General features: G+C 73.8%; 20 protein-coding genes. 5 read left to right on the top strand and 15 right to left on the bottom strand.

The genetic code is table 11. The features are described 5' to 3' along the window. Positions 1-128 precede the first annotated feature (128 nt). On the top strand, positions 129-1379 hold the full coding sequence (locus HK417_RS08745) for a geranylgeranyl reductase family protein (RefSeq protein WP_308123460.1): 1251 nt from the start codon (positions 129-131) through the stop codon (positions 1377-1379). 33 nt (positions 1380-1412) lie between these two features. On the opposite strand, the gene trhA is transcribed toward HK417_RS08745, so the two are convergent. Then, entirely contained in the window at positions 1413-2240 is an 828-nt protein-coding gene (trhA, locus tag HK417_RS08740; RefSeq protein WP_222265446.1) for a PAQR family membrane homeostasis protein TrhA, read from the bottom strand. A gap of 115 nt (positions 2241-2355) precedes the next feature. Here trhA and HK417_RS08735 point away from each other — a divergent pair, with 115 nt between their 5' ends. The 4 genes from HK417_RS08735 to HK417_RS08720 all read left to right on the top strand — a co-directional run bounded on the left by HK417_RS08735 (position 2356) and on the right by HK417_RS08720 (position 6256). After that, positions 2356-3135, top strand: coding sequence for an isoprenyl transferase (locus tag HK417_RS08735; RefSeq protein WP_308123459.1), 780 nt, complete (start codon positions 2356-2358; stop codon positions 3133-3135). 107 nt (positions 3136-3242) lie between these two features. Beyond that, complete coding sequence (locus tag HK417_RS08730) at positions 3243-4466, top strand: DUF885 domain-containing protein (protein ID WP_222265443.1); 1224 nt, start codon at positions 3243-3245, stop codon at positions 4464-4466. Continuing rightward, a complete protein-coding gene (locus HK417_RS08725; protein ID WP_222265441.1) occupies positions 4463-4639 on the top strand; it encodes a hypothetical protein in 177 nt (58 codons plus the stop codon). The genes HK417_RS08730 and HK417_RS08725 overlap by 4 nt, the downstream gene beginning before the upstream one ends. Before the next feature lie 318 nt (positions 4640-4957). Beyond that, positions 4958-6256, top strand: a complete 1299-nt coding sequence (locus HK417_RS08720; RefSeq protein ID WP_222265439.1) for a PhoH family protein — start codon at positions 4958-4960, stop codon at positions 6254-6256. A 516-nt stretch (positions 6257-6772) separates the two neighbouring features. On the opposite strand, the gene HK417_RS08715 is transcribed toward HK417_RS08720, so the two are convergent. The 14 genes from HK417_RS08715 to HK417_RS08650 form a co-directional block, all read right to left on the bottom strand. Beyond that, positions 6773-7006: a hypothetical protein gene (locus HK417_RS08715; protein WP_222265437.1), complete on the bottom strand. Its 234-nt coding sequence runs from the start codon at positions 7004-7006 to the stop codon at positions 6773-6775. Continuing rightward, a complete protein-coding gene (locus HK417_RS08710) occupies positions 7003-10251 on the bottom strand; it encodes a hypothetical protein (RefSeq protein ID WP_222265435.1) in 3249 nt (1082 codons plus the stop codon). Before HK417_RS08710 ends, HK417_RS08715 begins: the two co-directional genes overlap by 4 nt. Continuing rightward, complete coding sequence (gene flhA / locus HK417_RS08705) at positions 10232-12274, bottom strand: flagellar biosynthesis protein FlhA (RefSeq protein ID WP_222265433.1); 2043 nt, start codon at positions 12272-12274, stop codon at positions 10232-10234. Before flhA ends, HK417_RS08710 begins: the two co-directional genes overlap by 20 nt. A gap of 123 nt (positions 12275-12397) precedes the next feature. Continuing rightward, positions 12398-13573, bottom strand: a complete 1176-nt coding sequence (locus tag HK417_RS08700; protein ID WP_222265431.1) for an EscU/YscU/HrcU family type III secretion system export apparatus switch protein — start codon at positions 13571-13573, stop codon at positions 12398-12400. Between the two features lies 1 nt (position 13574). Next, positions 13575-14339 carry a flagellar biosynthetic protein FliR gene (fliR, locus tag HK417_RS08695; protein WP_222265429.1) on the bottom strand — a complete coding sequence of 255 codons (765 nt, stop codon included), beginning with the start codon at positions 14337-14339 and terminating at the stop codon, positions 13575-13577. 6 nt (positions 14340-14345) lie between these two features. Further along, positions 14346-14621 carry a flagellar biosynthesis protein FliQ gene (gene fliQ / locus HK417_RS08690; protein ID WP_222265427.1) on the bottom strand — a complete coding sequence of 92 codons (276 nt, stop codon included), beginning with the start codon at positions 14619-14621 and terminating at the stop codon, positions 14346-14348. Positions 14622-14637: 16 nt separating this feature from the next. Then, on the bottom strand, positions 14638-15468 hold the full coding sequence (gene fliP, locus HK417_RS08685) for a flagellar type III secretion system pore protein FliP (protein ID WP_222265425.1): 831 nt from the start codon (positions 15466-15468) through the stop codon (positions 14638-14640). Then, a complete protein-coding gene (locus HK417_RS08680) occupies positions 15465-15893 on the bottom strand; it encodes a FliO/MopB family protein (protein ID WP_222265423.1) in 429 nt (142 codons plus the stop codon). Before HK417_RS08680 ends, fliP begins: the two co-directional genes overlap by 4 nt. A 154-nt stretch (positions 15894-16047) precedes the next feature. After that, the gene (gene fliN, locus HK417_RS08675; protein WP_222265422.1) at positions 16048-16794 is read right to left on the bottom strand and encodes a flagellar motor switch protein FliN; all 747 of its coding nucleotides are present in this window, start codon (positions 16792-16794) and stop codon (positions 16048-16050) included. Beyond that, the gene (locus tag HK417_RS08670; RefSeq protein WP_308123458.1) at positions 16794-17759 is read right to left on the bottom strand and encodes a flagellar motor switch protein FliM; all 966 of its coding nucleotides are present in this window, start codon (positions 17757-17759) and stop codon (positions 16794-16796) included. The genes fliN and HK417_RS08670 overlap by 1 nt, the downstream gene beginning before the upstream one ends. 176 nt (positions 17760-17935) lie before the next feature. Next, complete coding sequence (locus HK417_RS08665) at positions 17936-18415, bottom strand: flagellar basal body-associated FliL family protein (RefSeq protein WP_222265418.1); 480 nt, start codon at positions 18413-18415, stop codon at positions 17936-17938. After that, a complete protein-coding gene (locus HK417_RS08660) occupies positions 18412-19398 on the bottom strand; it encodes an OmpA/MotB family protein (RefSeq protein ID WP_222265416.1) in 987 nt (328 codons plus the stop codon). The genes HK417_RS08665 and HK417_RS08660 overlap by 4 nt, the downstream gene beginning before the upstream one ends. Beyond that, on the bottom strand, positions 19395-20165 hold the full coding sequence (locus HK417_RS08655) for a motility protein A (RefSeq protein ID WP_222265414.1): 771 nt from the start codon (positions 20163-20165) through the stop codon (positions 19395-19397). The genes HK417_RS08660 and HK417_RS08655 overlap by 4 nt, the downstream gene beginning before the upstream one ends. A 3-nt stretch (positions 20166-20168) precedes the next feature. Beyond that, positions 20169-20456 carry a flagellar FlbD family protein gene (locus HK417_RS08650; RefSeq protein WP_222265412.1) on the bottom strand — a complete coding sequence of 96 codons (288 nt, stop codon included), beginning with the start codon at positions 20454-20456 and terminating at the stop codon, positions 20169-20171. Positions 20457-20461 lie beyond the last annotated feature (5 nt).

Raw genomic sequence — 20461 nt, 5'->3', positions numbered from 1 at the left:
CGCCTGCCCCCCGAGAAGGACCCTGTCCTCCCCACCCTTCGCAAGCTCAGGGCGGTGCCCTGGACAGGGCCATGGAGGCTCCGGGGCGGGCCCCTGCAGGAGGGCCACAGTCAGGGACACTGGACGTCGTGCCGGAGACCGCAGGACCCACCACGACCGACGTCCTCGTGGTGGGAGCGGGTCCGGCCGGCTCGGCCGCGGCCACCTGGGCGGCCCGCGGGGGAGCCGACGTGGTCCTCGCCGACGCCGCCGTCTTCCCCCGGGACAAGACCTGCGGCGACGGGCTCACGCCGCGTGCGATGGCCGAGCTGGACCTGCTGGGCCTCGGGGACTGGGTGCGCTCGAAGGGCCGCAACCGCGGGCTGCGGGCGTCGGGGTTCGGGCAGGAGCTGCTGCTGCCCTGGCCGGGCGGATCGCTGCCCGACCACGGGGGAGCGGTACCCCGGACAGAGCTCGACGCCCGGATCCGCGACGTCGCCACGGACGCCGGCGCGACGCCGATGGACGGCGCCCGCGCGGTCGACGTCGAGCGGGACGGCGACCGGGTACGGGCCGTGGTGTTCCGCCGTCCCGACGGCTCGACGACGACGGTGCGCTGCCGCCGCCTGGTCGTCGCCGACGGCGTGCGCTCCCCGCTCGGCAAGGTCCTCGGCCGGGAATGGCACCGCGACACCGCCTACGGCGTGGCCGCCCGCGGCTACGTCCGGTCGGGCCGGGCGGACGACGGCTGGATCTCCTCCCACCTGGAGCTGCGCGGCGCCGAGGGGGAGCTGCTGTCCGGCTACGGATGGGTGTTCCCGCTGGGCGCGGACGCCGGCGAGGTGAACATCGGCGTCGGCACCCTGGCGACCGCGCGGCGGCCGGCGGACGTGCGGCTGCGCAGCCTGCTCGGGCTGTACGCCGCCGCCCGGCGCGAGGAGTGGCAGCTCGACGGTGAGGTGCGGGCGCCGGCCAGCGCGCTGCTGCCGATGGGCGGCGCCGTCTCCGGGGTGGCCGGGCGGAACTGGGCGCTGGTCGGCGACGCGGCGGGCTGCGTCAACCCGCTCAACGGCGAGGGCATCGACTACGGGTTGGAGACCGGGCGGTCGGTCGTCGACCTGCTCGGGGTGGGCGACTGGTCCCGGGCGTGGCCGGCGACCCTGCGACGGCACTACGGCGAGGCGTTCTCCATCGCGCGCCGGCTGGCCGGGCTGCTCACCGTGCCGCGGCTGCTGCCGGCCGCCGGCCCGGTCGGGATGCGCTCGCGGGTGCTGATGACCGTGGCGCTGCGGGTGATGGGCAACCTGGTCACCGAGGCCGACCGCGACCTCGTGGCCCGCGCCTGGCGCCTCGCCGGGCGGGTCTCGCTGCGGCTCGACGAGCGCCAGCCGTTCGTCTGACGGCCCTTCTGCAGGGTGGGGGCAGGAGGGCCGTCAGACGTAGGGCGAGTTGTAGATCGCGAAGTAGACGGCGATGTAGTGGCAGATCGCGGCCACGATCGTCATCGCGTGGAAGACCTCGTGGTAGCCGAACACCCGGGGCACCGGATTGGGCCGCTTGAGGGCGTAGGCGATGGCGCCCGCGCTGTACAGCAGCCCGCCGGCGGTCATGAGCACGATGACGGTGACGCCCACCAGCCGCAGGATGTCGACGAGCACGAAGACGGCGACCCAGCCCAGGGCGAGGTAGATCGGCACACCGACCCAGCGGGGGGCCGTCGGCCAGGCCATCTTGAGCGCGACGCCCGCGAGCGCCCCGGCCCAGACGATCCCGAGGATCCACCAGCCGAGCGGCTCGGGGACCGCGAGCAGGCAGAACGGCGTGTAGGTGCCGGCGATGAACAGGAAGATCATCGAGTGGTCGGCACGCTTCATGAGCTTCCAGGCCCGCGGTGACCAGCGGCGCCGGTGGTACAGCGCGCTGATCCCGAACAGGCCCCAGATGGTCACGCAGTAGACGGCGACCGACAGTCCCGACCGCAGCCCCTCGACCGAGGCGAGCGGGATGAGCACCGCCGCGGCCACGATCGAGCCGAAGAAGGCGAACAGGTGCAGCCAACCCCGCATCCGGGGGCGGGTGTCGGGGTGGGTGAAGTCGGGGTCGCCGTAGTCGGCGACTCGCCACTGCCCGTCCGTCTCGACGGCCTCGACGCGTTCGCCCTCGTCCCGGACCGCCCGCACGGCCTCGTCGAGCGGCGCCTCCAGCTCGGCGCCGTCCGCGCGCACGCGGGCGTTGTCGCGGTGGTCGGCGGGAGCGCTCATGAAACCGAGGTTACGGAACCGTAGGTTTGCCCGCCACGTGCGGCACTGTGACCGTGCGGACGCGCTCGGTGCGCCCGACTCGGCAGGAATCCGGGCGCCGCCTACCCTTCAGGACGTGGGGGTGCGTGCTCAGGTCCGCGGCGTCCTCACGACCTTGTACGAACGCCGCCTCGCCCGCGAGCTCGTGGGAGCCGAGATCCCGCGGCACGTCGGGGTCCTCGCCGACGGCAACCGCCGGTGGGCGCGGGCCAGTGGCCTGGACGACGTCAACGACGGGCACCGCAAGGGTGCGGTCACGGTGGTGGACTTCCTCGGGTGGTGTGACGAGGTCGGCGTCGAGGTCGTCACGATCTTCCTGCTCTCCACCGACAACCTATCCCGGCCGGAGGCGGAGCTGACGCCGCTGCTGCGGATCATCGAGGACGTCGCCTGCGACCTGGCCGGCCCGGACCGGCGGTGGCAGCTGCGGGCGGTGGGGTCCCTGGAGGTGCTCCCGCCCGAGACCGCCGCCGTCCTCAAGCAGGCCGAGGAGGGCACCCGCGGCCGGCCGGGGGCCACCGTGAACCTCGCGGTCGGCTACGGCGGCCGCCGGGAGATTGCCGACGCGGTCCGCTCGTTGCTGGCCGAGCACGCCGAGCGGGGGACGACGTTGGACGAGCTGGCCGAGGTCCTCGACGTCGAGCACATCGCCCAGCACCTGTATACCCGCGGCCAGCCCGACCCCGACCTGATCATCCGCACCAGCGGCGAGCAGCGGCTGTCGGGCTTCCTGCTATGGCAGACGGCCAACGCCGAGTTCCACTTCACCGACGTGTACTGGCCGGACTTCCGCCGGGTGGACTTCCTGCGGGCACTGCGCGACTACGCGGCCCGGCACCGCCGTTTCGGCGGCTGACGCCGCGGTGAGCATCGCAGGGAGCGCCGGCGACCGAGGAGCGGAGCCGGGGCGGAAGTGGCCCCGCATGCTCGGCGGCTGAGGGCCCGGCTGACAGACTCCGGGACATGGCAGCCGGCGCGGTCGACGTCCCCCTCGAGTACGTGCGGCTGGGACTCCGCTTCGACCGGCTCGAGCCCGGCTTCGTCGACGCCTACACCGGCGACCCCCGGCTGCGGGCGCAGGTCGGGAACGAGCCGGCGCCCACGCCCACCCAGCTGCGCGACCAGGCCCGCGCGCTGCTCGCCGAGCTGGACTCGACCGCGCTGCCCGCCGACCGCACCGCCTACCTGCGCGGGCAGCTCACCGGGCTGGAGTGCACGGCCCGCAGGATGGGCGGCGAGCCGGTCGGCTACCTCGACGAGGTGCGCGCCTACTTCCAGGTCTCGGTCGAGCTCGGCGACCCCGCGGAGTACGCCGTCGCGCACGAGGAGCTCGGCCGGCTCCTGCCGGGCAGCGGCACCCTCACCGAGCGGTACGCGCGGTACCGGCGGCGCGAGGAGTGCCCGCCGGAGCGGCTGGAGGTCGCCGTCCACGCGCTGTCCTCCGCGCTGCGCGACCGGGTCCGCGGGCAGTACGGACTGCCCGAGGTCGAGACGGTCCGCTACGAGGTGGTCACCGACAAGCCGTGGTCGGGGTTCAACTACTACGAGGGCGACTACCGGTCCCGGGTGGCGATCAACGCCGACCTGCCGCACCGGCTGAGCCAGCTGCCGCACCTGGTGGCGCACGAGTCCTATCCCGGTCACCACACCGAGCACTGCCGCAAGGAGCGTGGCCTGGTCGAGCGCGACCGGCAACTGGAGCACACCGTCTTCCTGGTCAACACCCCGGAGTGCCTGATGGCCGAGGGCCTGGCCGACCTCGGTGTCGACGCCGCGATCGGCGACCGGTGGGGCGCGTGGTCGGCGGAGGTCCTGGGTGACCTGGGACTGCGGTTCGACGGCGAGCTCGCCGAGCGGATCGCGACGGCCGCCGCACCGCTGAACCGGGTGCGCCAGGACGCCGCCGTCCTGCTGCACGACCGCGGCGCGGACGCCGACGAGGTGATCGCCCACCTGCAGCGCTGGGCGCTGGTCAGCCACGACCGCGCCGCGCAGCAGCTGCGCTTCCTCACCGACCCGTTGTGGCGGGCCTACATCTCGACCTACGTCGAGGGCCACGCCCTGCTCAGCCGGTGGCTGGACGCGCGGCCCGCGGACCAGACCGTCGCCGACCGCTTCCTGCGGCTGCTCGACGAGCCGCTCACCCCGGCCGTCGTCACCGCCGAGCTCGCCGCCGCACCGGCGTGAGGGGCCGCGACCCCGCGCGGTGCCGTCGGCTGGGCCTCTGGACGGCGGGCTGGCTGTTCCTGTTCCTGCTGCTCGGGGTGCTCCGGTTCGGCGACCTGTCCGTGCAGTGGCCGGTGCTGCTGGTCCCCGTCGCCTGGGCCGCGGTCGCCGCCCGGCCTCGCCGGGACGGCTGAGCCCCGAGACGTCGCCCGCCGCCGCGCTCCCCATCGTCCCCGGCGTGCTGGGCCGGGGTTCGCCGTCCGACGTTTCCGGCAGGAGTCCGGCTGGAGAACGACGCCTCACGTGTCACCCGTTGGCGTGTCAAGGGGATGTTCCTGTCGGTGGGAGGGCCTAACGTCCGCGGTGGACGGGGAGCCCGCCTCGCCGTCCACGGGAGGCCCGGTGGTGGTGACGAGCGCGTCGTCGACCAGAGGGGCCGCGTCCCGGCCCCTGCGCCGGGACCCGGCCACCTTCGAGCCGGGGCGCGCCGTGTGCCCCAGGGGAGCCGACTCGTGAGCACAAGCCGCCGCACCTACGTCCTCGACACTTCCGTGCTGCTCTCCGACCCGGGGGCGCTGCTGCGGTTCGCCGAGCACGAGGTGGTCCTCCCCCTGGTCGTGGTGGGGGAGCTCGAGGCCAAGCGGGACCACCCCGAGCTGGGCTGGTTCGCGCGGCAGACGCTGCGCAAGCTCGACGACCTGCGGGTGCAGCACGGGCGGCTCGACGCGCCCATCCCGGTGGGCGACCAGGGCGGCACGCTGCACGTCGAGCTGAACCACAGTGACCCGTCGGCGCTGCCGGCCGGTTTCCGCAGCGACAGCAACGACAGCCGGATCATGGTCGTCGCGCTGAACCTGCGGTCCGAGGGCCGGGACGTCTGCCTGGTCACCAAGGACGTCCCGCTGCGGGTCAAGGCCGCCGCCGTCGGGCTGGCGACCGAGGAGTACCGCGACTCGGGCGTCATCGACGCCGGCTGGACGGGCATGGCCGAGCTCGCGCTCGAGGAGTCCGAGATCAAGGCGCTCTACGACACCGGCTCGGTGTTCGTGCCCGCCGCCGCGGAGCTGCCCACGCACACCGGGCTCGTGCTGCTGTCCGCGCGCGGCTCCGCGCTGGGCCGGGTGACCCCGGACAAGCACGTCCGGCTGGTCCGCGGCGACCGGGAGGCGTTCGGGCTGCACGGGCGCTCGGCCGAGCAGCGGATCGCCCTGGACCTGCTGCTCGACCCCGACGTCGGGATCGTGTCGCTCGGCGGGCGGGCCGGGACGGGCAAGTCAGCGCTGGCGATGTGCGCCGGCCTGGAGTCGGTCATGGAGCGGCGGGCGCACAAGAAGGTGGTCATCTTCCGGCCGCTGTACGCGGTCGGCGGCCAGGAGCTCGGCTACCTGCCCGGCAGCGAGGGCGAGAAGATGGCGCCCTGGGCCCAGGCGGTGTTCGACACCCTCGGTGCCCTGGTGTCCCCGGCAGTGCTCGACGAGGTCCTGGCACGCGGGCTGATCGAGGTCCTGCCGCTCACCCACATCCGCGGCCGGTCGCTGCACGACTCCTTCGTGATCGTCGACGAGGCGCAGTCGCTGGAGCGCGGCGTGCTGCTCACGGTGCTGTCCCGGCTGGGCACGAACTCGCGGGTCGTGCTGACCCACGACGTGGCGCAGCGGGACAACCTGCGGGTGGGCCGGCACGACGGCGTCACCGCGGTGATCGAGGCGCTCAAGGGGCATCCGCTCTTCGCGCACGTGACCCTGACCCGCTCGGAGCGCTCGCCGATCGCGGCCCTGGTCACCGAGATGCTGGAGGACCTCCCGCTCTGACGCCCGGGCGGGCCGTGCCCGCATTGCACGCCTTCTGTGCGCTCTGCACGAGCTGCGGCAGGAGCAACGCGGACGAAGAGCGTGCGATGCGGGATCAGCGCGGCCCGCGCCCGGGGGCGCGGGTCCAGCGGGCCACGAGGGCGGACGGCGTGGCCAGGTCGGCCCAGATGCACCGCACCTTGCCCCACCCCTCGTCCCGCAGGGCGTCCTCCCGGCTGCTCGACGCCCGGCAGGTAGGCGCCGCGTTGCAGGGTCGACCACCCGCCCTGCCGTCGCCGGCGCCTGATCTCGTCGTCGGTCAGCGCCTGCGATTGCAGGACCAGCCACGTGGGCTCGGCTCCGGTGCTCACCGGCCCACGTGGCCGCACGGCTAGGCTCGCGGCGGCTCCCTCGGCACTCTGTGGACGAGCGGATCGACTGTGGACGCCGCACTGCACGCTCTTGCGTCGCGTTGCCCGTGCTGCAGCGCGGGTGATCACCGTGCAATGAGGGGCGCTGTGGTGCACCGGCTCGGCCTCAGGCGCTGGGGCGGGGCTCCTCCTCGGCCGGCGCGCGACGGGTCGGCGCCTGCGGACGCGGCGTGCTGGCCCACCGCACCAGCGCGACCGCCGCCCAGGCCGCCCCGAGGCACCACGGCAGCCGGGCGACGACCTCCGCGAGTGCCATGTCGCCCCGCAGCCCGAGCAGCAGGACGGGGATCGCCAGCACGAAGCCGACGAGCAGCACGTCCCCGCGGAGCGGGCTGATCATCCGCGCATCTCCTCCAGGCGCTCGCACAGCAGCGAGGCCCAGCGGTGCGCCGTGGCCCGGGCGCCGTCGACGAGGGCGATCGGGATGCCGACATGGTTGAGAACGGCGGCCGGGTCAGCGGTGGCGTCGGTGTCCTGCACGACGACGGCGTCGACCCGCGGCATCGCCTCCAGCCAGGGAACGAGGTCCTCGGGCTTGCGCGTCGAGTCCAGCAGCGCCCAGACCGCGGTGGGCGCCCAGACCGAGAGCATGTGCTCCAGCCAGGGACCCCCGGCGGTGCGCAGCGGCGCGTCCACGGCGACGACGGTGACCCGCCCGGCCGAGGTGCTCTCCCGCCGGCGGACGAGCGCGGTCTCCAGTGAGGTGATCCGGCTGTGCTCGGGGGCGAGTCCGGCCAGCGCACCGGAGGACGCCCACTGCACCGTCTCGGGGTCCAGGTGCAGCGACACGGCCAGCGACCGGGCCGCGGCCAGCGTCTCCGCGCCGGGGCCGACGACCAGCAGCACCTCACCGGGCTCGGTGGGCGCCTGAGGGGCGGGCGGCAGCCGGTCGGCCAGGGTCCGGGTCAGCGCGGCGTACACCCCGTGCGCGGCGACGTCGGCGGTGAAGTCGTCCCCGAGCAGGAAGCCGGGCAGACCCAGCGTCAGCAGCCGCAGGAGCAGCTCGTCCGGGCCGTGCGGGTGCATCGGCACGAGGGTCCGGGCGTGCTGCGGGACCAGCCGGGTCACGGTCGCCAGCCGGGTCCCCGGGTCGGCGGACCGGCCGGCACCGGTGGCCGGCCCGGAGACCGCGGGCAGCGGCGTGGGCTGGGTCTCCGCGATCCGGCCGTTCGGCCGCGGCGCAGGGACCGGCGGGCGTCCCCGGCGGGCCGGCGGCACCGCGGGGCGGCCGCTCGTCGCACCGCCCGTGCTGGGCGGCATCAGCGACAGCGCCGGCAAGAACGTCGTGGCGTCCAGCGGCAGGGGGGCGGGGTCGCTGGCGGTCCGCACGAGCGAGGCGGACACGACCGCCTCCGCCTCGGCGGTCGCCGGGCCGGTCACCGGGAACGGGTCGGCAGGGGTGTCCTCCACCACGACCGCGTCCACCACGAGGGGGGCCGCGGCGGCCGGACCCCACGGGTCGGTCCAGCTGTACGTCCCGGTGTCGTAGGCGTTGCCGTAGGCGTCGGTGTGCTGGGTGCCGTCGTCGTAGAGCCACGGCTCCGGGACGTCGCGCACCTGCTCGGCCGCGAGCGCGGTGGCCGGGGCGGGCGGCTGGACGGCGAGCTCACCGGTGGCGACGGCGGCGATCACCGCGGTCGCCTCGGCGACGGCCACCGCCTCCCGGTCGTCGGCGAGGTCCTCCGGGAAACGGTGCCGGCCACGGCCGCTGCCGTTGGCCGCGAGCACCTCCTCGACGAGGTCGGCGCGCTCCTGGTCGAGGTTACGGACGCTCTCGACCATCGAGAGCGAGACCTCCTCCACCTCCTCGGGGGTCATCGCCTCGGCGGCGGCGAGGGCCTCCGCGGCGGCGAGCTCCTCGGCGGCAGCGGCCTCCGCCTCCAGGCGGGCGGCTTCGGCGGCCGCGGCCTCGGCCTGCAGCCGCGCCGCCTCGGCGGCGGCCTCGGCCTCGGACTGGATGCGGGCGGCCTCGGCGGCGGCCTCGGCCTGCCGCCGGATGGCCTCGACGCGGGCGGCCTCGGCGCGGGCCGCCTCCACTCGGGCGGCCTCGATCCGGGCGGCCTCGATCCGGGCGGCCTCGGCCCGCTCGGCCTCGGCCCGCTCGGCCTCGAGCCGCTGCGCCTCCATGCGGGCGGCTTCCGCAGCGGCGGCCGCGGCAGCGCGCGCGGCGGCCTCCGCCTCGGCCTGCAGCCGGGCGGCCTCCGCGACGGCAGCCGCCTCCGCCTCGGCGCGCAGCCACGCGGCCTCGGCGGCAGCGGCGGCCTCGGCCTCGGCCTCGATCCGGGCCGCCTCCGCGGCGGCGGCGGCCTCCCCCTCGGCCTGGACACGTGCGGCCGCGGCAGCCTGGGCCTGCAGCCGGGCGGCCTCCGCGGCGGCGGCGGCCTCGGCCTCGGCCTCGATCCGGGCCGCCTCGGCGGCGGCAGCGGCTTCGGCCTCGGCCTGCAGGCGCGCGGCCTCGACGGCGGCAGCAGCCTCGGCCTCGGCCTGCAGGCGGGCGGCCTCCTCGGCGGCCCGGGCAGCGGCTGCGGCCTCGGCCTGGATGCGCTCGGCCTCCAGCCGCGCGGCCTCCCGGCGGACGGCCTCGATCCGGGCGGCCTGCCGGCGGGCCGCCTCGATGCGCTCGGCCTCGATGCGGGCCGCCTCGGCGGCGACGGCCTCGGCGGCGGCGGCCTGGATGCGCTGGGCCTCCTGGCGGGTGGCCTCGACCGCGGCGGCCTCGGCCTCCGCCTGCAGGCGCGCGGCCTCGGCGGCGGCCTCGGCGGCGTCGTCGACCGCGGCCCGGACCTGCTGGTCGCTGGTCACCATGCGGGTCAGCGCGGCCGCGAACGGCGACGGCGCATCGACCGGGCCCGCCGGCTCCACGGCCGGCTCCGCCACGGGCCCGGCCAGCTCCTCCGGGGACAGCATCAGCGTGTGCCGGGCCGGGGTGAACGGCTTGGCGGTGCCGCCTCCGGACCGTGCGCCAGCGGGGCGGGCGGCGGAGGAGGACCGGGCGGTGGCCGGACGCGCCGCCGACGACCGGGACGCCGCCGGGTGCGCCGTCGCGGACCGGGCGGTCGAGGACGCAGCCGCCGCGGACCGGGCGGTGGACGCAGCCGCCGCTGACCGGGCCGGCGAGGGGGCGGGGCGCGACGTCGCCGGGCGGTCGGCGACCGCCGCGGCACGGAAGCCACCGGTGCGCGGCGCAGCGGTGCGGATGGCCGACATCCGCTCGACCAGCGCATCGCCCAGCGACCCGGCGGCCTGAGCGGTGCGGGCGGCAGCCGGTTCAGCCACGGGGACCCGGCCGGAGCCGGCCCGCCCGTACAGGCCGACGGCGGGCTCGTCCGCCGGGCCGCTGCGGAACAGGTCGGCGAGCTCGCTCGCCCGGTCGTCGAGGGAGGGCCGGGCGGCGGCCGGTGCAGGCGCAGCGGGCCGCGCGCTCACCTCGACCTCGGCGATGAACCGCTCGGTCGCGAAGAAGCCGAGCATCCCGCCGGAGCGGATCCGGCGGACGCCGACGATCCGCGCCGACGGCCCGAACTTCTCGCGCGCGGCCTCGATGGCCTCCTCACGCGTGGCTGCCTCAACGGACTGCGACGGCACCGCTCACCACTCCCAGGGACTCGATCTGGGCCGTGCGGGACACCTCGTTGTACGAGACGACCGACAGCCGCGGCAGGACCTGGCGGACCAGGCGGGACAGTGCGGCTCGGACCTGGGGTGAGCACACGAGGACGGGGGAGAGGCTCATCCGGTCGGCCTCGTCGAGCAGGTTGGTGCAGCCGCGCACCAGGGCGTCGACGGTGTGGCCGTCGAGGGCGAGCACCTGGCCGGCCTCCGTCGGGCGGATGGCCTCCAGCAGCCGCTGCTCGAACGAGGGCTCCAGCGTGATGACGTGCAGCCGCTCGTCCGGCGTCACGAAGGGGTGGCTGATGGCCGCACCGAGCGCGGCGCGGGCGGCCTCGACCAGCCCGTCGACGTCGGTGGACTTCTTGGCCCGCAGGGACAGCGCCTCGAAGATGCGCACCAGATCGCGGATCGACACCCCCTCGTCCAGCAGCGCGTGCAGCACACGCTGCACCTCGCCCAGGCTGAGCAGCGCGGGGGTGAGCTCGTCGACGACGGCCGGGTGGGTGCGGCGGACCATCTCCACCAGGACCTTCACGTCCTCACGGCCGAGCAGCTGCGAGGCGTTCTGCCGGACGACCTCGGCCAGGTGGGTGGTGATGACCGAGGAGCGGTCGACCACGGTGGCCCCGGCCATCTCGGCCTGCCGCTGGAGCTCGGCCGGCACCCACTTCGCGGGCAGGCCGAACACCGGCTCGCGGGTGGGCTTGCCGGGCAGGCCGTCGAGGTGGTCGCCGATGGCGAGCACCGTCCCGGCCGGGGAGGTCCCCCTGGCCGCGGGGACGCCGTTGAGCCAGATGACGTACTGGGACGCCGGCAGGTCCAGGTTGTCGCGGGTGCGCACCAGCGGGATCACCAGGCCGGTCTCCATCGCGACCTTCCGGCGCAGCGCCTTCACCCGGTCCAGCAGGTCCCCGCCGCGGGCGGTGTCGACCAGCTCGACCAGGTCGAAGGCGACCTCGAGCTCCAGCGGGTCCACGCGCATCTTGTCCGCGATCTCCTCGGGGGAGTCCGGCTGGGGCTCGTCGGCCTGCTGCGCGGCGGCCACCTCGTCGGGGTCCTCGTCCGGCGTGTCCTCGAGCCGGGCGGACAGGAAGAGAAAGAGGCCACCGATGACCAGGAACGGCAGCTTGGGCAGGCCGGGAATCAGGCACAGCGCCAGGGACGCGCCGCCGGCGATGCGCACCGGCATCTTGTTGCGGCTCAGCTGGCTGATCAGGTCGCTGCCCATGTCGCCCTCGGAGGCCGAGCGCGTGACGATCAGACCGGTGGCCGTGGAGATGAGCAGCGCGGGGATCTGCGAGACCAGCCCGTCGCCGACGGTCAGCAGGGAGTACGTGGCGACGGCGTCGGTCATCGACATGCCGAGCTGCATGACGCCGATCGCGAAGCCGCCGATCAGGTTGATCAGCGTGATGATGATCGCGGCGATCGCGTCGCCCTTGACGAACTTGCTGGCGCCGTCCATCGAGCCGTAGAAGTCGGCTTCGGAGGTGACCTCCTTGCGCCGCTTGCGGGCCTGGGCCTCGTTGATCAGCCCGGCGTTCAGATCGGCGTCGATGGCCATCTGCTTGCCCGGCATGGCGTCGAGGGTGAATCGGGCGCCGACCTCGGCGACCCGGCCGGCACCGTTGGTGATGACGACGAACTGGATGATCGTGAGGATCACGAAGATCACCAGGCCGACGATCAGCGAGCCGCCGATCACGAAGTGCCCGAAGGCCTCGATGACCTTGCCGGCGTACCCGTCGGTGAGCACCAGGCGGGTGGAGGAGACGTTCAGCGCCAGCCGCATCAGCGTGGCGATGAGGACCAGCGACGGGAAGACGGCGAAGTCCAGCGGCCGCTTGATCTGCATGGACACCAGGAGGATCAGCAGCGAGCCGACGATGTTCAGCCCCAGCAGGAGGTCCAGCACGGGCGCGGGCAGCGGCACGACCAGCATGAGGACGATCGCGACGACCCCGATGGGGACGGCTGCCTTCGTCAGCTTGCCCACGAGACCTCGTTCCTGTGCCGGTGACGCTGGTGACCGGGGGTGCACGCAGCGCCCCGTACGGGTCTTCTCGGCAGGGCGGGAACCGGTCGGCACCGGGACCGGGGCGGGGCGTCGTCCCGCCCGTCACTGGCGCTCCAGTTGCCTCACGAGGTTGGACGCCGGTGGCTGGCGGCGACGCCCGGCGCGGGGCAGGTCCACGGTGTCCGGCGGCTCGAAGCCGGGGCGGTGGACGCCGCCGCGCACGCCCCGGGAGGTCAGCTGCATGACGAAGGCCAGCACCCGGGCGACGGCGGTGAACAGCTGCGCCGGCACCTCCTGGCCGAGCTCGCAGCTGGCGTGCAGCGCGCGGGCCAGCGGGATGTCCTGGACCATCGGCACGCCGGCCTCCTGGGCACGCTCGCGCAGCTTCGTCGCGATCTCGTCGGCGCCCTTGGCCACGACCCGGGGCGCGCCCTTCTGCGGCTCGTACTTCAGCGCGACGGCGACGTGCGTCGGGTTGATGAGCAGGACGTCGGCCTCCGCGACCTCGGCCATCATCCGGTTGCGCGACATGGCCAACTGGGTGGCCCGGCGCGCGGCCTTCATGTGCGGGTCGCCCTCGGACTGCTTGTGCTCCTGCTCGATCTCGTAGCGGCTCATCTTGAGCTTCTGCATGGTCTGGTGCCGCACGACCATGTAGTCGGCCAGCGCGATGGCCAGGCCGGTGAGGCCGACGACGCGGAACATGAGCACCGCCGAGTCGGCGCACACCCGGGTGATCTCCGACAGCGGCAGCGACCCGGAGGCGGAGACCAGCGTTTGGGCGTTGTCCGACGTCGTGTAGATGACCACGCCGATGGCGGCGGTCTTGATGACCGCCTTGATCGCCTCCCACACGCCGTGCGTGCCGAACATCCGCTTCAGGCCCGGCAGCGGGTTGAACTTGCCCAGCGTGGGCTTGAGCCCCTTCGCGGACAGGGTGACGCCGCCCTGGGCCACGGAGGCGACCGTGCCGACCAGCATCATCCCCAGGGCCAGCGGCAGCACGGCGGCGAGGAAGACGCCCAGCGCCTGCCCGAGGAGCACCGAGAGCTGTGCCGGATCGGGGCGCTCGACCACCGTGCCCACGTGCAGGAACAGCTCCTGGACGGAGGTGAACGCGTTGCCCACCAGCATCGGCAGCAGGAAGCTCGCCGCCGCGGCGCCGACCCAGGTGCCCAGTTCCTGGGTCCGCGGGATCTGCCCGTCCTTGCGCGCCTGCTTGAGCTTCTTCGGTGTCGGCTTCTCTGTCTTCTCCCCGCCCGGCCCGTCCTTGGCCATGTCACCCGCTCCGGAACGCGGTCATGGCCTGCACCGCGGTGTCCATCAGCGAGTCCAGCGCGGGCGGCAGCAGGGGGAAGGTCAGGCCCAGGAGCACCAGGGTGATCATGATCTTGACCGGGAAGCCGATCGCGAAGACGTTGAGCGCCGGCGCCGCCCGGGTGAGCAGCGCCAGGGCGATGTCGGCGAGCAGCAGCACGGCCACCATCGGCCCGGCGATCTGCAGCGCCGCCAGGAACATCATCGAGAACGCCGTCACCAGGGCCGACCCGATCTGGTCGGTGGGGATCGACCCGCCGACCGGGATGCCCTGGTAGGAGGTGACGAACCCGCGCACCAGCATCAGGTGCCCGCCGCTGGTGAACAGCAGCGTGACGGCCAGCAGGTAGTGCAGCTTGCCGATCGCCGAGTGGCTGGTCATCGACAGCGGGTCGAAGGCCGGCTGGAGGGAGAACCCGCCGGCCAGGTCGATGATGTCGCCGGCCATCTGGACGGCGGTGAACAGCACCTGGACGACGAGGCCCAGCGCCGCCCCGATGATCGCCTCGGTGAGCGCCGCGATGATCAGGAACCCCGCCGTGACCTCCGGGATCTGCTCGCTGAGCTGCGGGAAGACGACCAGGGAGAACGCCAGGGAGAGGGCGCCCTTGACCGCGGCCGGGATCCCGGGGGAGTTGAACGGCGGCGCCATGATGACGAACCCCGCGGCCCGCACGGTGGCCAGGAGGAGCGCGGCCAGGGTGACGGAGGGGACCTGGAGGTCCACCGCGGCTCAGCCCTTGCCGAGCAACCGCGGCAGCGACTCGAAGAGGTGGTTGGTGAAGGACACCAGCTCCGAGAGCACCCAGTTGCCGGTGACGACCATGGCGATGGCGACGGCGATCATCTTCGGGACGAAGGAGAGGGTCTGCTCCTGGATCTGGGTCGCTGCCTGGAACAGCGAGATCATGAAGCCGACCAGCAGGGCGGTGAGGAGGATGGGAGCGGCCACCTTGGCCGCCACGATCATCGTCTGGGTCGCGATCTCGGTGACGTCTGCATCGGACATGTCTACGAACCCCGCCTCATCCGTACGAGCCGACGAGCGCCGTCGTGATCAACGACCAGCCGTCGACGACGACGAACAGCAGCAACTTGAAGGGCAGGGCGACCACCGTGGGCGGCACCATCATCATGCCCATGGACATCAGCGCGGCGCTGACCAGCATGTCCAGCACCAGGAACGGGATGAAGACGACCAGCCCGATGATGAACGCCGACTTCAGCTCCGACAGCACGAACGCCGGGATCAGGGTCAGCATGCTCACCGCCTCGGCGTCGGCCGGCTTCTCCTCGCCGGAGAGCCCGACCATCAGCTCGAGCTCCTCGTCGCGGGTGTTGTCCAGCAGGAAGGTCTTCAGCGGCTCGACGCCGGCGTCATAGGCCTGCGTGGCGGTCACCGCGCCGCTCAGGTAGGGCTGGACGGCGACCTCGTTGACGTCGCCGAACACCGGGCCCATCACGAAGATCGTGAGGAACAGGGCGATACCGGTGAGGACCTGGTTCGGCGGTGCGGTCGCCAGGCCCAGCGCGTTGCGGGTCAGCGAGAGCACCACGAGCATCTTGGTGAACGAGGTGACCAGCAGCAGCGCGGACGGGGCGATGGACAGCACCGTGATCGCCAGGATCAGCGTGACCGCGGTGCTCGGGCTGTTGCCGCCGACGGAGATGTCCACGCCGCCGTTGTCGACGACCGGGGCGATCGGCGCGGTCGGCTCGACCGGGGCGGTCGGGGCGGTCGGGGCGGCGGCGGCCGGTCCGGCGAGCGCCACCAGGGCGACCAGCGCGACGACCGCCCCGGCCAGCGCGACGGCCAGCAGCAGCCACGGGCGCCGGGGTCGGAGGGCGAGGGTCATGACCGCCGGACCGTCCGCTCCCGCAGCTCCTGGACGACCGACGTCCAGGTGCCCCGGTCCAGGACCGACCCGGCGAGCGGACCGGACCCGGTGCGGGCGGCGAGGCCTGCCCGGGGTGCGTGCCCCTCGGCCGCCGAGCCGGGCAGTGCGGGGCCGCCCTGCGCGGCGAGCGCGGCGTCCAGGTCCTCGTCGTCGACCTCGGTGAGCAGGGTGACGTGGTCGTCGGTGGTGCCGACGACGAGCACCCGGCCGGCGACCCGGAGGACGGACACGCTGCTCGTCCGGCCCATGCGCTGGCGGGCGACGACCTCGATCAGCCCGCTGCCCTGGCCGAGCCCGCGCTTCTTCGCCAGGTGGGTCGCGAACAGCAGCACGCCGGCGACGAACGCCAGGGACAGCACCAGGCGGATGACCATCCACGTCATGACTCGACTCCGCCTCCGTTCCGCTCCTCGGTCGGAGTCATGAGTCGCCTCCGCGCGCGCTCCGCTCCTCGCTCGCTGGCGCTCGCTGCGATGCTCACGCCCTGTCGGCTCCCGGCATCTCCCTGCGGTGCTCGCTGCGCCGTCGTCCTCGCGGTCATGAGGTCGGCCTCCCGGGATCCCCGGCGTCCGTCACGATCTCGCTGATCCGCAGCCCGAAGTCCTCGTCGACGACGACGATCTCGCCGCGGGCGATCAGCGTGCCGTTGACCAGCAGGTCGGCCGGCGCACCGGCGGCGCGGTCGAGCTCGACGACCTCGCCGGGGTGCAGCGAGAGCAGCTCGGACACCGTCATCCGGGTGCGGCCGATCTCCACGGTGACCTCCATGGCCACGTTGCGGAGCAGGTCCAGGCTGCCCCGGCGCTCGCGCACCTGCGGCAGCGTCACCTGGAGCGCGAGGGTGGCCACCACCTCGCCGTGGGCGGCGAGCGGAACGGCGAGGAAGACGCCCTTGTCGCGCAGGCCGTCGAGGGCCGGGAGGACGTCCTCCACGCGCTCGGCGGCGACCCGGACCCGGCCGAGCGCCGCGGCGGCGGCCTCCAGGGCCGGGCGCAGCGCGGTGGCGACGTCCATCGGCCCCACGGGCGAGCCGGTCAGCGCCGCGACGATCTCCGCGGACAGGACCAGCACGATGTCGCCGCTGACCTCCCCGCCGAGGGCGGCGGTGACCGCGGCGCCCGGCTCGGCCGGCAGCGGCACGGCGTCCGGGTCGCTGACCGGTGCCCCGGCCCGCAGGTCGAGCGAGGCGGGCAGTGCGGCCGCCGCGGCCTGGGCAGCCGCGGCGACCGCGGTGGCGATGGTCTCGGAGTCCGACGAGGAGTCGGTGCCGAAGGCGGTGGTCATCAGTGGTCCTTTCCGCCGGGCGCGGTGTGGGGGACGATCTCGGCGGCCAGGCGGCGCCGGTGGTTGCTCGGGAGGGCGTGCGCGAACGTGACGTCGTTCGTGGTGACCTGCAGCGGGCTGTCCTGGGCGTGCCGCAGCAGCAGCACGTCCCCGACGGCCAGGGACAGCAGGTCGCCCGAGGGCACCTCGAGCGGGTTGAACCGGACGCTCACGTCCACCGGGACGTCGCCCAGCCGCTCGGTGAGGGCCTCGTAGGCCCGCTGCCGCTTGTGCCGCGCGGACTCCGACAGCTGCGGGGACGCGGCGTTGTTGAGCGCAGCGGCGAAGGACGTGAAGGGCAGCAGGAGCGTCGCGTCGGGCTCGCGGGAGCCGATCCGCATGCCGAACGTCGCGACCATGACCGTCTCCGAGCCGGAGGCGGCCTGGGCCAGCTGCGGGTTGTACTCGACGCCGTCCAGGACCGGCTGCAGCGGCGTGATGGCCGCGAAGGCCTCGGCCAGCTCGCCGAGGAGCCGCTCGATCAGGTGCCCGGTGAGGGCGGACTCCATCCCGGTCAGCGGCCTGTTGGGCTGCTCGTCGCCGCCGGAGCCGCCCAGCATGTGGTCGACCATCGCCATGGCCGTGTCCAGCGGATAGGCGAGGACGCCCTTGCCGGGGAGCGGCTCGAGGGTGAAGACCGCCAGGAAGTAGGAGGGCGGCAGGGTGGCGATGTAGTCGTCGTAGGAGAACTGCTCGATCCCGACCAGCTCCATCCGGGCGCCGGTGCGCAGGAAGGAGGTCAGCGTGGTGGTCGCCTGGCGGGCGAAGGACTCCTGGGCGATCTGCAGGATGCGGACGTGCTCACGGGAGAGCTTCGTCGGCCGACGGAAGTCGTAGGTGCGCGGTTCCCGTCGCCGGGCCCGCCCCTGCCCGTCGGGGCCCCGGGGGACGGGCGGCGCCTCGGCCACGGTGTCGGACAGGCTCACGCATGTCCTCATCGGCGGGCGGCGGGCCGACCCTGACCGGAGCGGACCAGCCGGTGCCGCGGAGAGCGGCACCGGCTGGTCCGGGTTGTGGCTGGTGGAAGCCCCCGAGGTGCAGGGACGCCCCCTCACAGGGGCCCAGCACGAGCTTGCGAGTGCTGGGGGGAAGGGGGTTCCTTCTACTGGGTCACGTACTCCGTGTAGTAGATCTCGTACACGTCCCCGTGGTAGGCCTCGATGATCGCGTGCTCCAGGGTCGCCTTCATGGCCTCGCGGTTGTTCTGCACGTCGGGCAGCGCCGCGCCGGAGAACTGGGCGATCGCGATGTCGAGGGCCTTGGAGCCGTCCGGCGTCGCCCCGCCACCGTGGCCGCCGCCGGCGGCCTCGTCGTAGGCGAGGGAGAACTGCAGCGCCATGCCCAGCTTGAGGTAGCTGCCCCCGGCGAGGTTGATGGCCACCGGCTCGACGTTCAGGACGACGCTGCCGGCCTCGGGCACGACCTCCGCCTCGGCCTCGCCGCTGCCGCTGAAGAGGAAGAAGTACGCCCCCGCGCCGATGGCCAGCACGGCCACCAGGGCGATGATCAGCAACTTCTTCTTGCCGCCGCGGGCCTCCTCGCCGTCGTCGGCCGGCTCGGGCTTCTTCTTCGTGCTGCTCATGGGTGGCTCCCCTCGGAGGCGGTGCTGTCGGTGGTGGTGCCGCCGGCGGCGGCGGTGACGGCCTGGGCAGCGGACTGCACGGCGGCCTCGATGCCCGGTAGCAGGGCGTTGGCCTCGGCCGAGGCGGTGGACAGGAGGATGACGTCGACCCGGCGGTTGACGGTCACGTAGCTCGGGTCGGTGTCCGGCACGAGGGGCCGGGTGCTGCCGTAGCCCGCCGCCGACATCCGGTCCTCGGCGACGCCGTCGACCTCGGACAGGTGCCGGAGCACGGTGGTGGCGCGGACCGCCGACAGCTCCCAGTTCGACGGCCAGGGGCCGCCGCGGGTGACCGGCAGCGAGTTGGCGTGCCCCTCCACCCGGATCTGGTTGGGCAGCGTGTCCAGCGTCCGTGCCATCGCGTCGAGCACGACGGCCCCCTGCGGCTGCAGCGCGGCCGACTCGGGGGCGAAGAGCACCGGGTCGGAGACCACGTGGACCACCAGGCCGCGCTCGTCGATGACGAACTGGGCGGCAGCGGGCTGTCCGGCCGCGGCCAGCGCCGCGGCGAGCGCGTCCCGTGCCTGCGCCAGCTGGTCGTACGCGCCGCGCGCCTCCGCGGCGGTCTGCTGGGCCTGCTGGGCGGCCACCGCCTCCGCGGCGGCCTTCTCCGCGTCGGTCTGCTCGGTGCCGTCGATGGCGGCTTCCTCGGCGACCTGCACCGGCTTGAGCGGGCTGTCGTTCTCGGTCGGCGCGTCGATGGCCGCACCGTCGTTGAGGATGGTGACGGGGGCGCCGGCTCCCTCGCGGGCGCCGTCGGCGAAGGCGGTGAACTTGGCCACGTCGATCGAGCTCATCGCGTAGAGCACCACGAACAGCACGAACAGCAGCGTCATCATGTCGAAGCCGGACACCAGCCACCGTTCGTGGTTCTCGTGCTCCTCGTGCTCCTCGTGCTTCTTGGCCCGGCGCTTGCCCCCGCCGTGGCCGGCGCTCTTGCTCATGCCGCCTCGCGCTCCCGCTCACTGGGCGGCACGAGGGAGGTGAGCTTCTGCCGCACGGTCCGCGGGCTGGTGCCCGCCTGGATCTCGGCGATGCCCTCGACGAGCAGCTCCATCTGCGCGGCCTGCAGCTCGCTGACCCGGGTGATCTTGGCCCCCATCGGCAGGAACCAGAAGTTGGCGGCCATGACGCCCCACAGCGTGGCGATGAACGCCGCGGAGACCATCGGGCCCAGCGCCTCGGGGTTGCTGAGGTTGCCCATCACGTTCATCAGGCCGACGATGCAGCCCAGGATGCCGATGGTCGGCGCGTAGCCGCCCATGTTGTTCATGAACTTGGCGGCGACCTTGTCCTCCGCCTTCTTGGCGGCGATCTCGCTCTCCAGGACGGCGCGGAGGTCCTCGGGGTCGGTGCCGTCGATGCTCATCTGCAGGCCGCGCCGGAGGAACGCGTCGTCGACCTTCTTGACCTCGGCCTCGAGGGCGAGCAGTCCCTCCTTGCGGGCCTTCTCGGCCAGGCCGACCAGGATCTGGATGTTCTCGGTGGGCGGCGGCACCTTGGCCGGCAGCACGGCCATCTTGAACCACCCCGGGATCTTCGTGAGGTCGCTCATCGTCTGGCTGGCCGCTGCCGCACCGAAGGTCGCGACGACGACGAGGACGATCGCCGGGAGGAAGATCAGCGAGGTCGGGTCGGCGCCCTCGAGGATCATGAAGACGACCAGGGCGATGAGCGAGATGACGAACCCGATCAGGGTGGCGGGATCCATGGGTCAGCGCTCTTCTCGGCTCGGGAAGGGCACGACCGAGGAGTTCTCGGCGCCCTGCAGGTCGGGGGCGATGGGCGGGCGGTACGTGCCCCGGTCCATCTGGAAGGCCATCGCCTGGATGCCGGCGCGGTAGTCGCGGACCTCGCGGATCACCTCGTCGACGCTCTCCGTGACGACGTACTTCGTGTCGTCGACGAGCGTGAGGACGGTGTCGGGGTGGCCCTCCACGCGCTGGATCAGATCGGCGTTGAGCACGAAGTGCTCGCCGTTGAGGCGCGTCAGACGGATCACGGGTG

Origin of the sequence: Modestobacter marinus (genome assembly GCF_019799945.1) — a bacterium.
Classification (GTDB): Bacteria; Actinomycetota; Actinomycetes; order Mycobacteriales; family Geodermatophilaceae; genus Modestobacter; species Modestobacter marinus_B.
The sequence above is the reverse complement of the archived record's forward strand: the minus strand, read 5'-3'. Positions and strand labels throughout refer to the sequence as shown.

Bases quoted from the DNA above. Each gene is read 5' to 3' on its own strand.
- trhA (WP_222265446.1), bottom strand. From the start codon at position 2,240: ATGAGCGCTCCCGCCGACCACCGCGACAACGCCCGCGTGCGCGCGGAC.
- HK417_RS08730 (WP_222265443.1), top strand. From the start codon at position 3,243: ATGGCAGCCGGCGCGGTCGACGTCCCCCTCGAGTACGTGCGGCTGGGA.
- HK417_RS08715 (WP_222265437.1), bottom strand. From the start codon at position 7,006: ATGATCAGCCCGCTCCGCGGGGACGTGCTGCTCGTCGGCTTCGTGCTG.
- HK417_RS08700 (WP_222265431.1), bottom strand. From the start codon at position 13,573: ATGGCCAAGGACGGGCCGGGCGGGGAGAAGACAGAGAAGCCGACACCG.
- fliQ (WP_222265427.1), bottom strand. From the start codon at position 14,621: ATGTCCGATGCAGACGTCACCGAGATCGCGACCCAGACGATGATCGTG.
- fliP (WP_222265425.1), bottom strand. From the start codon at position 15,468: ATGACCCTCGCCCTCCGACCCCGGCGCCCGTGGCTGCTGCTGGCCGTC.
- HK417_RS08680 (WP_222265423.1), bottom strand. From the start codon at position 15,893: ATGACGTGGATGGTCATCCGCCTGGTGCTGTCCCTGGCGTTCGTCGCC.
- fliN (WP_222265422.1), bottom strand. From the start codon at position 16,794: ATGACCACCGCCTTCGGCACCGACTCCTCGTCGGACTCCGAGACCATC.
- HK417_RS08665 (WP_222265418.1), bottom strand. From the start codon at position 18,415: ATGAGCAGCACGAAGAAGAAGCCCGAGCCGGCCGACGACGGCGAGGAG.
- HK417_RS08660 (WP_222265416.1), bottom strand. From the start codon at position 19,398: ATGAGCAAGAGCGCCGGCCACGGCGGGGGCAAGCGCCGGGCCAAGAAG.
- HK417_RS08655 (WP_222265414.1), bottom strand. From the start codon at position 20,165: ATGGATCCCGCCACCCTGATCGGGTTCGTCATCTCGCTCATCGCCCTG.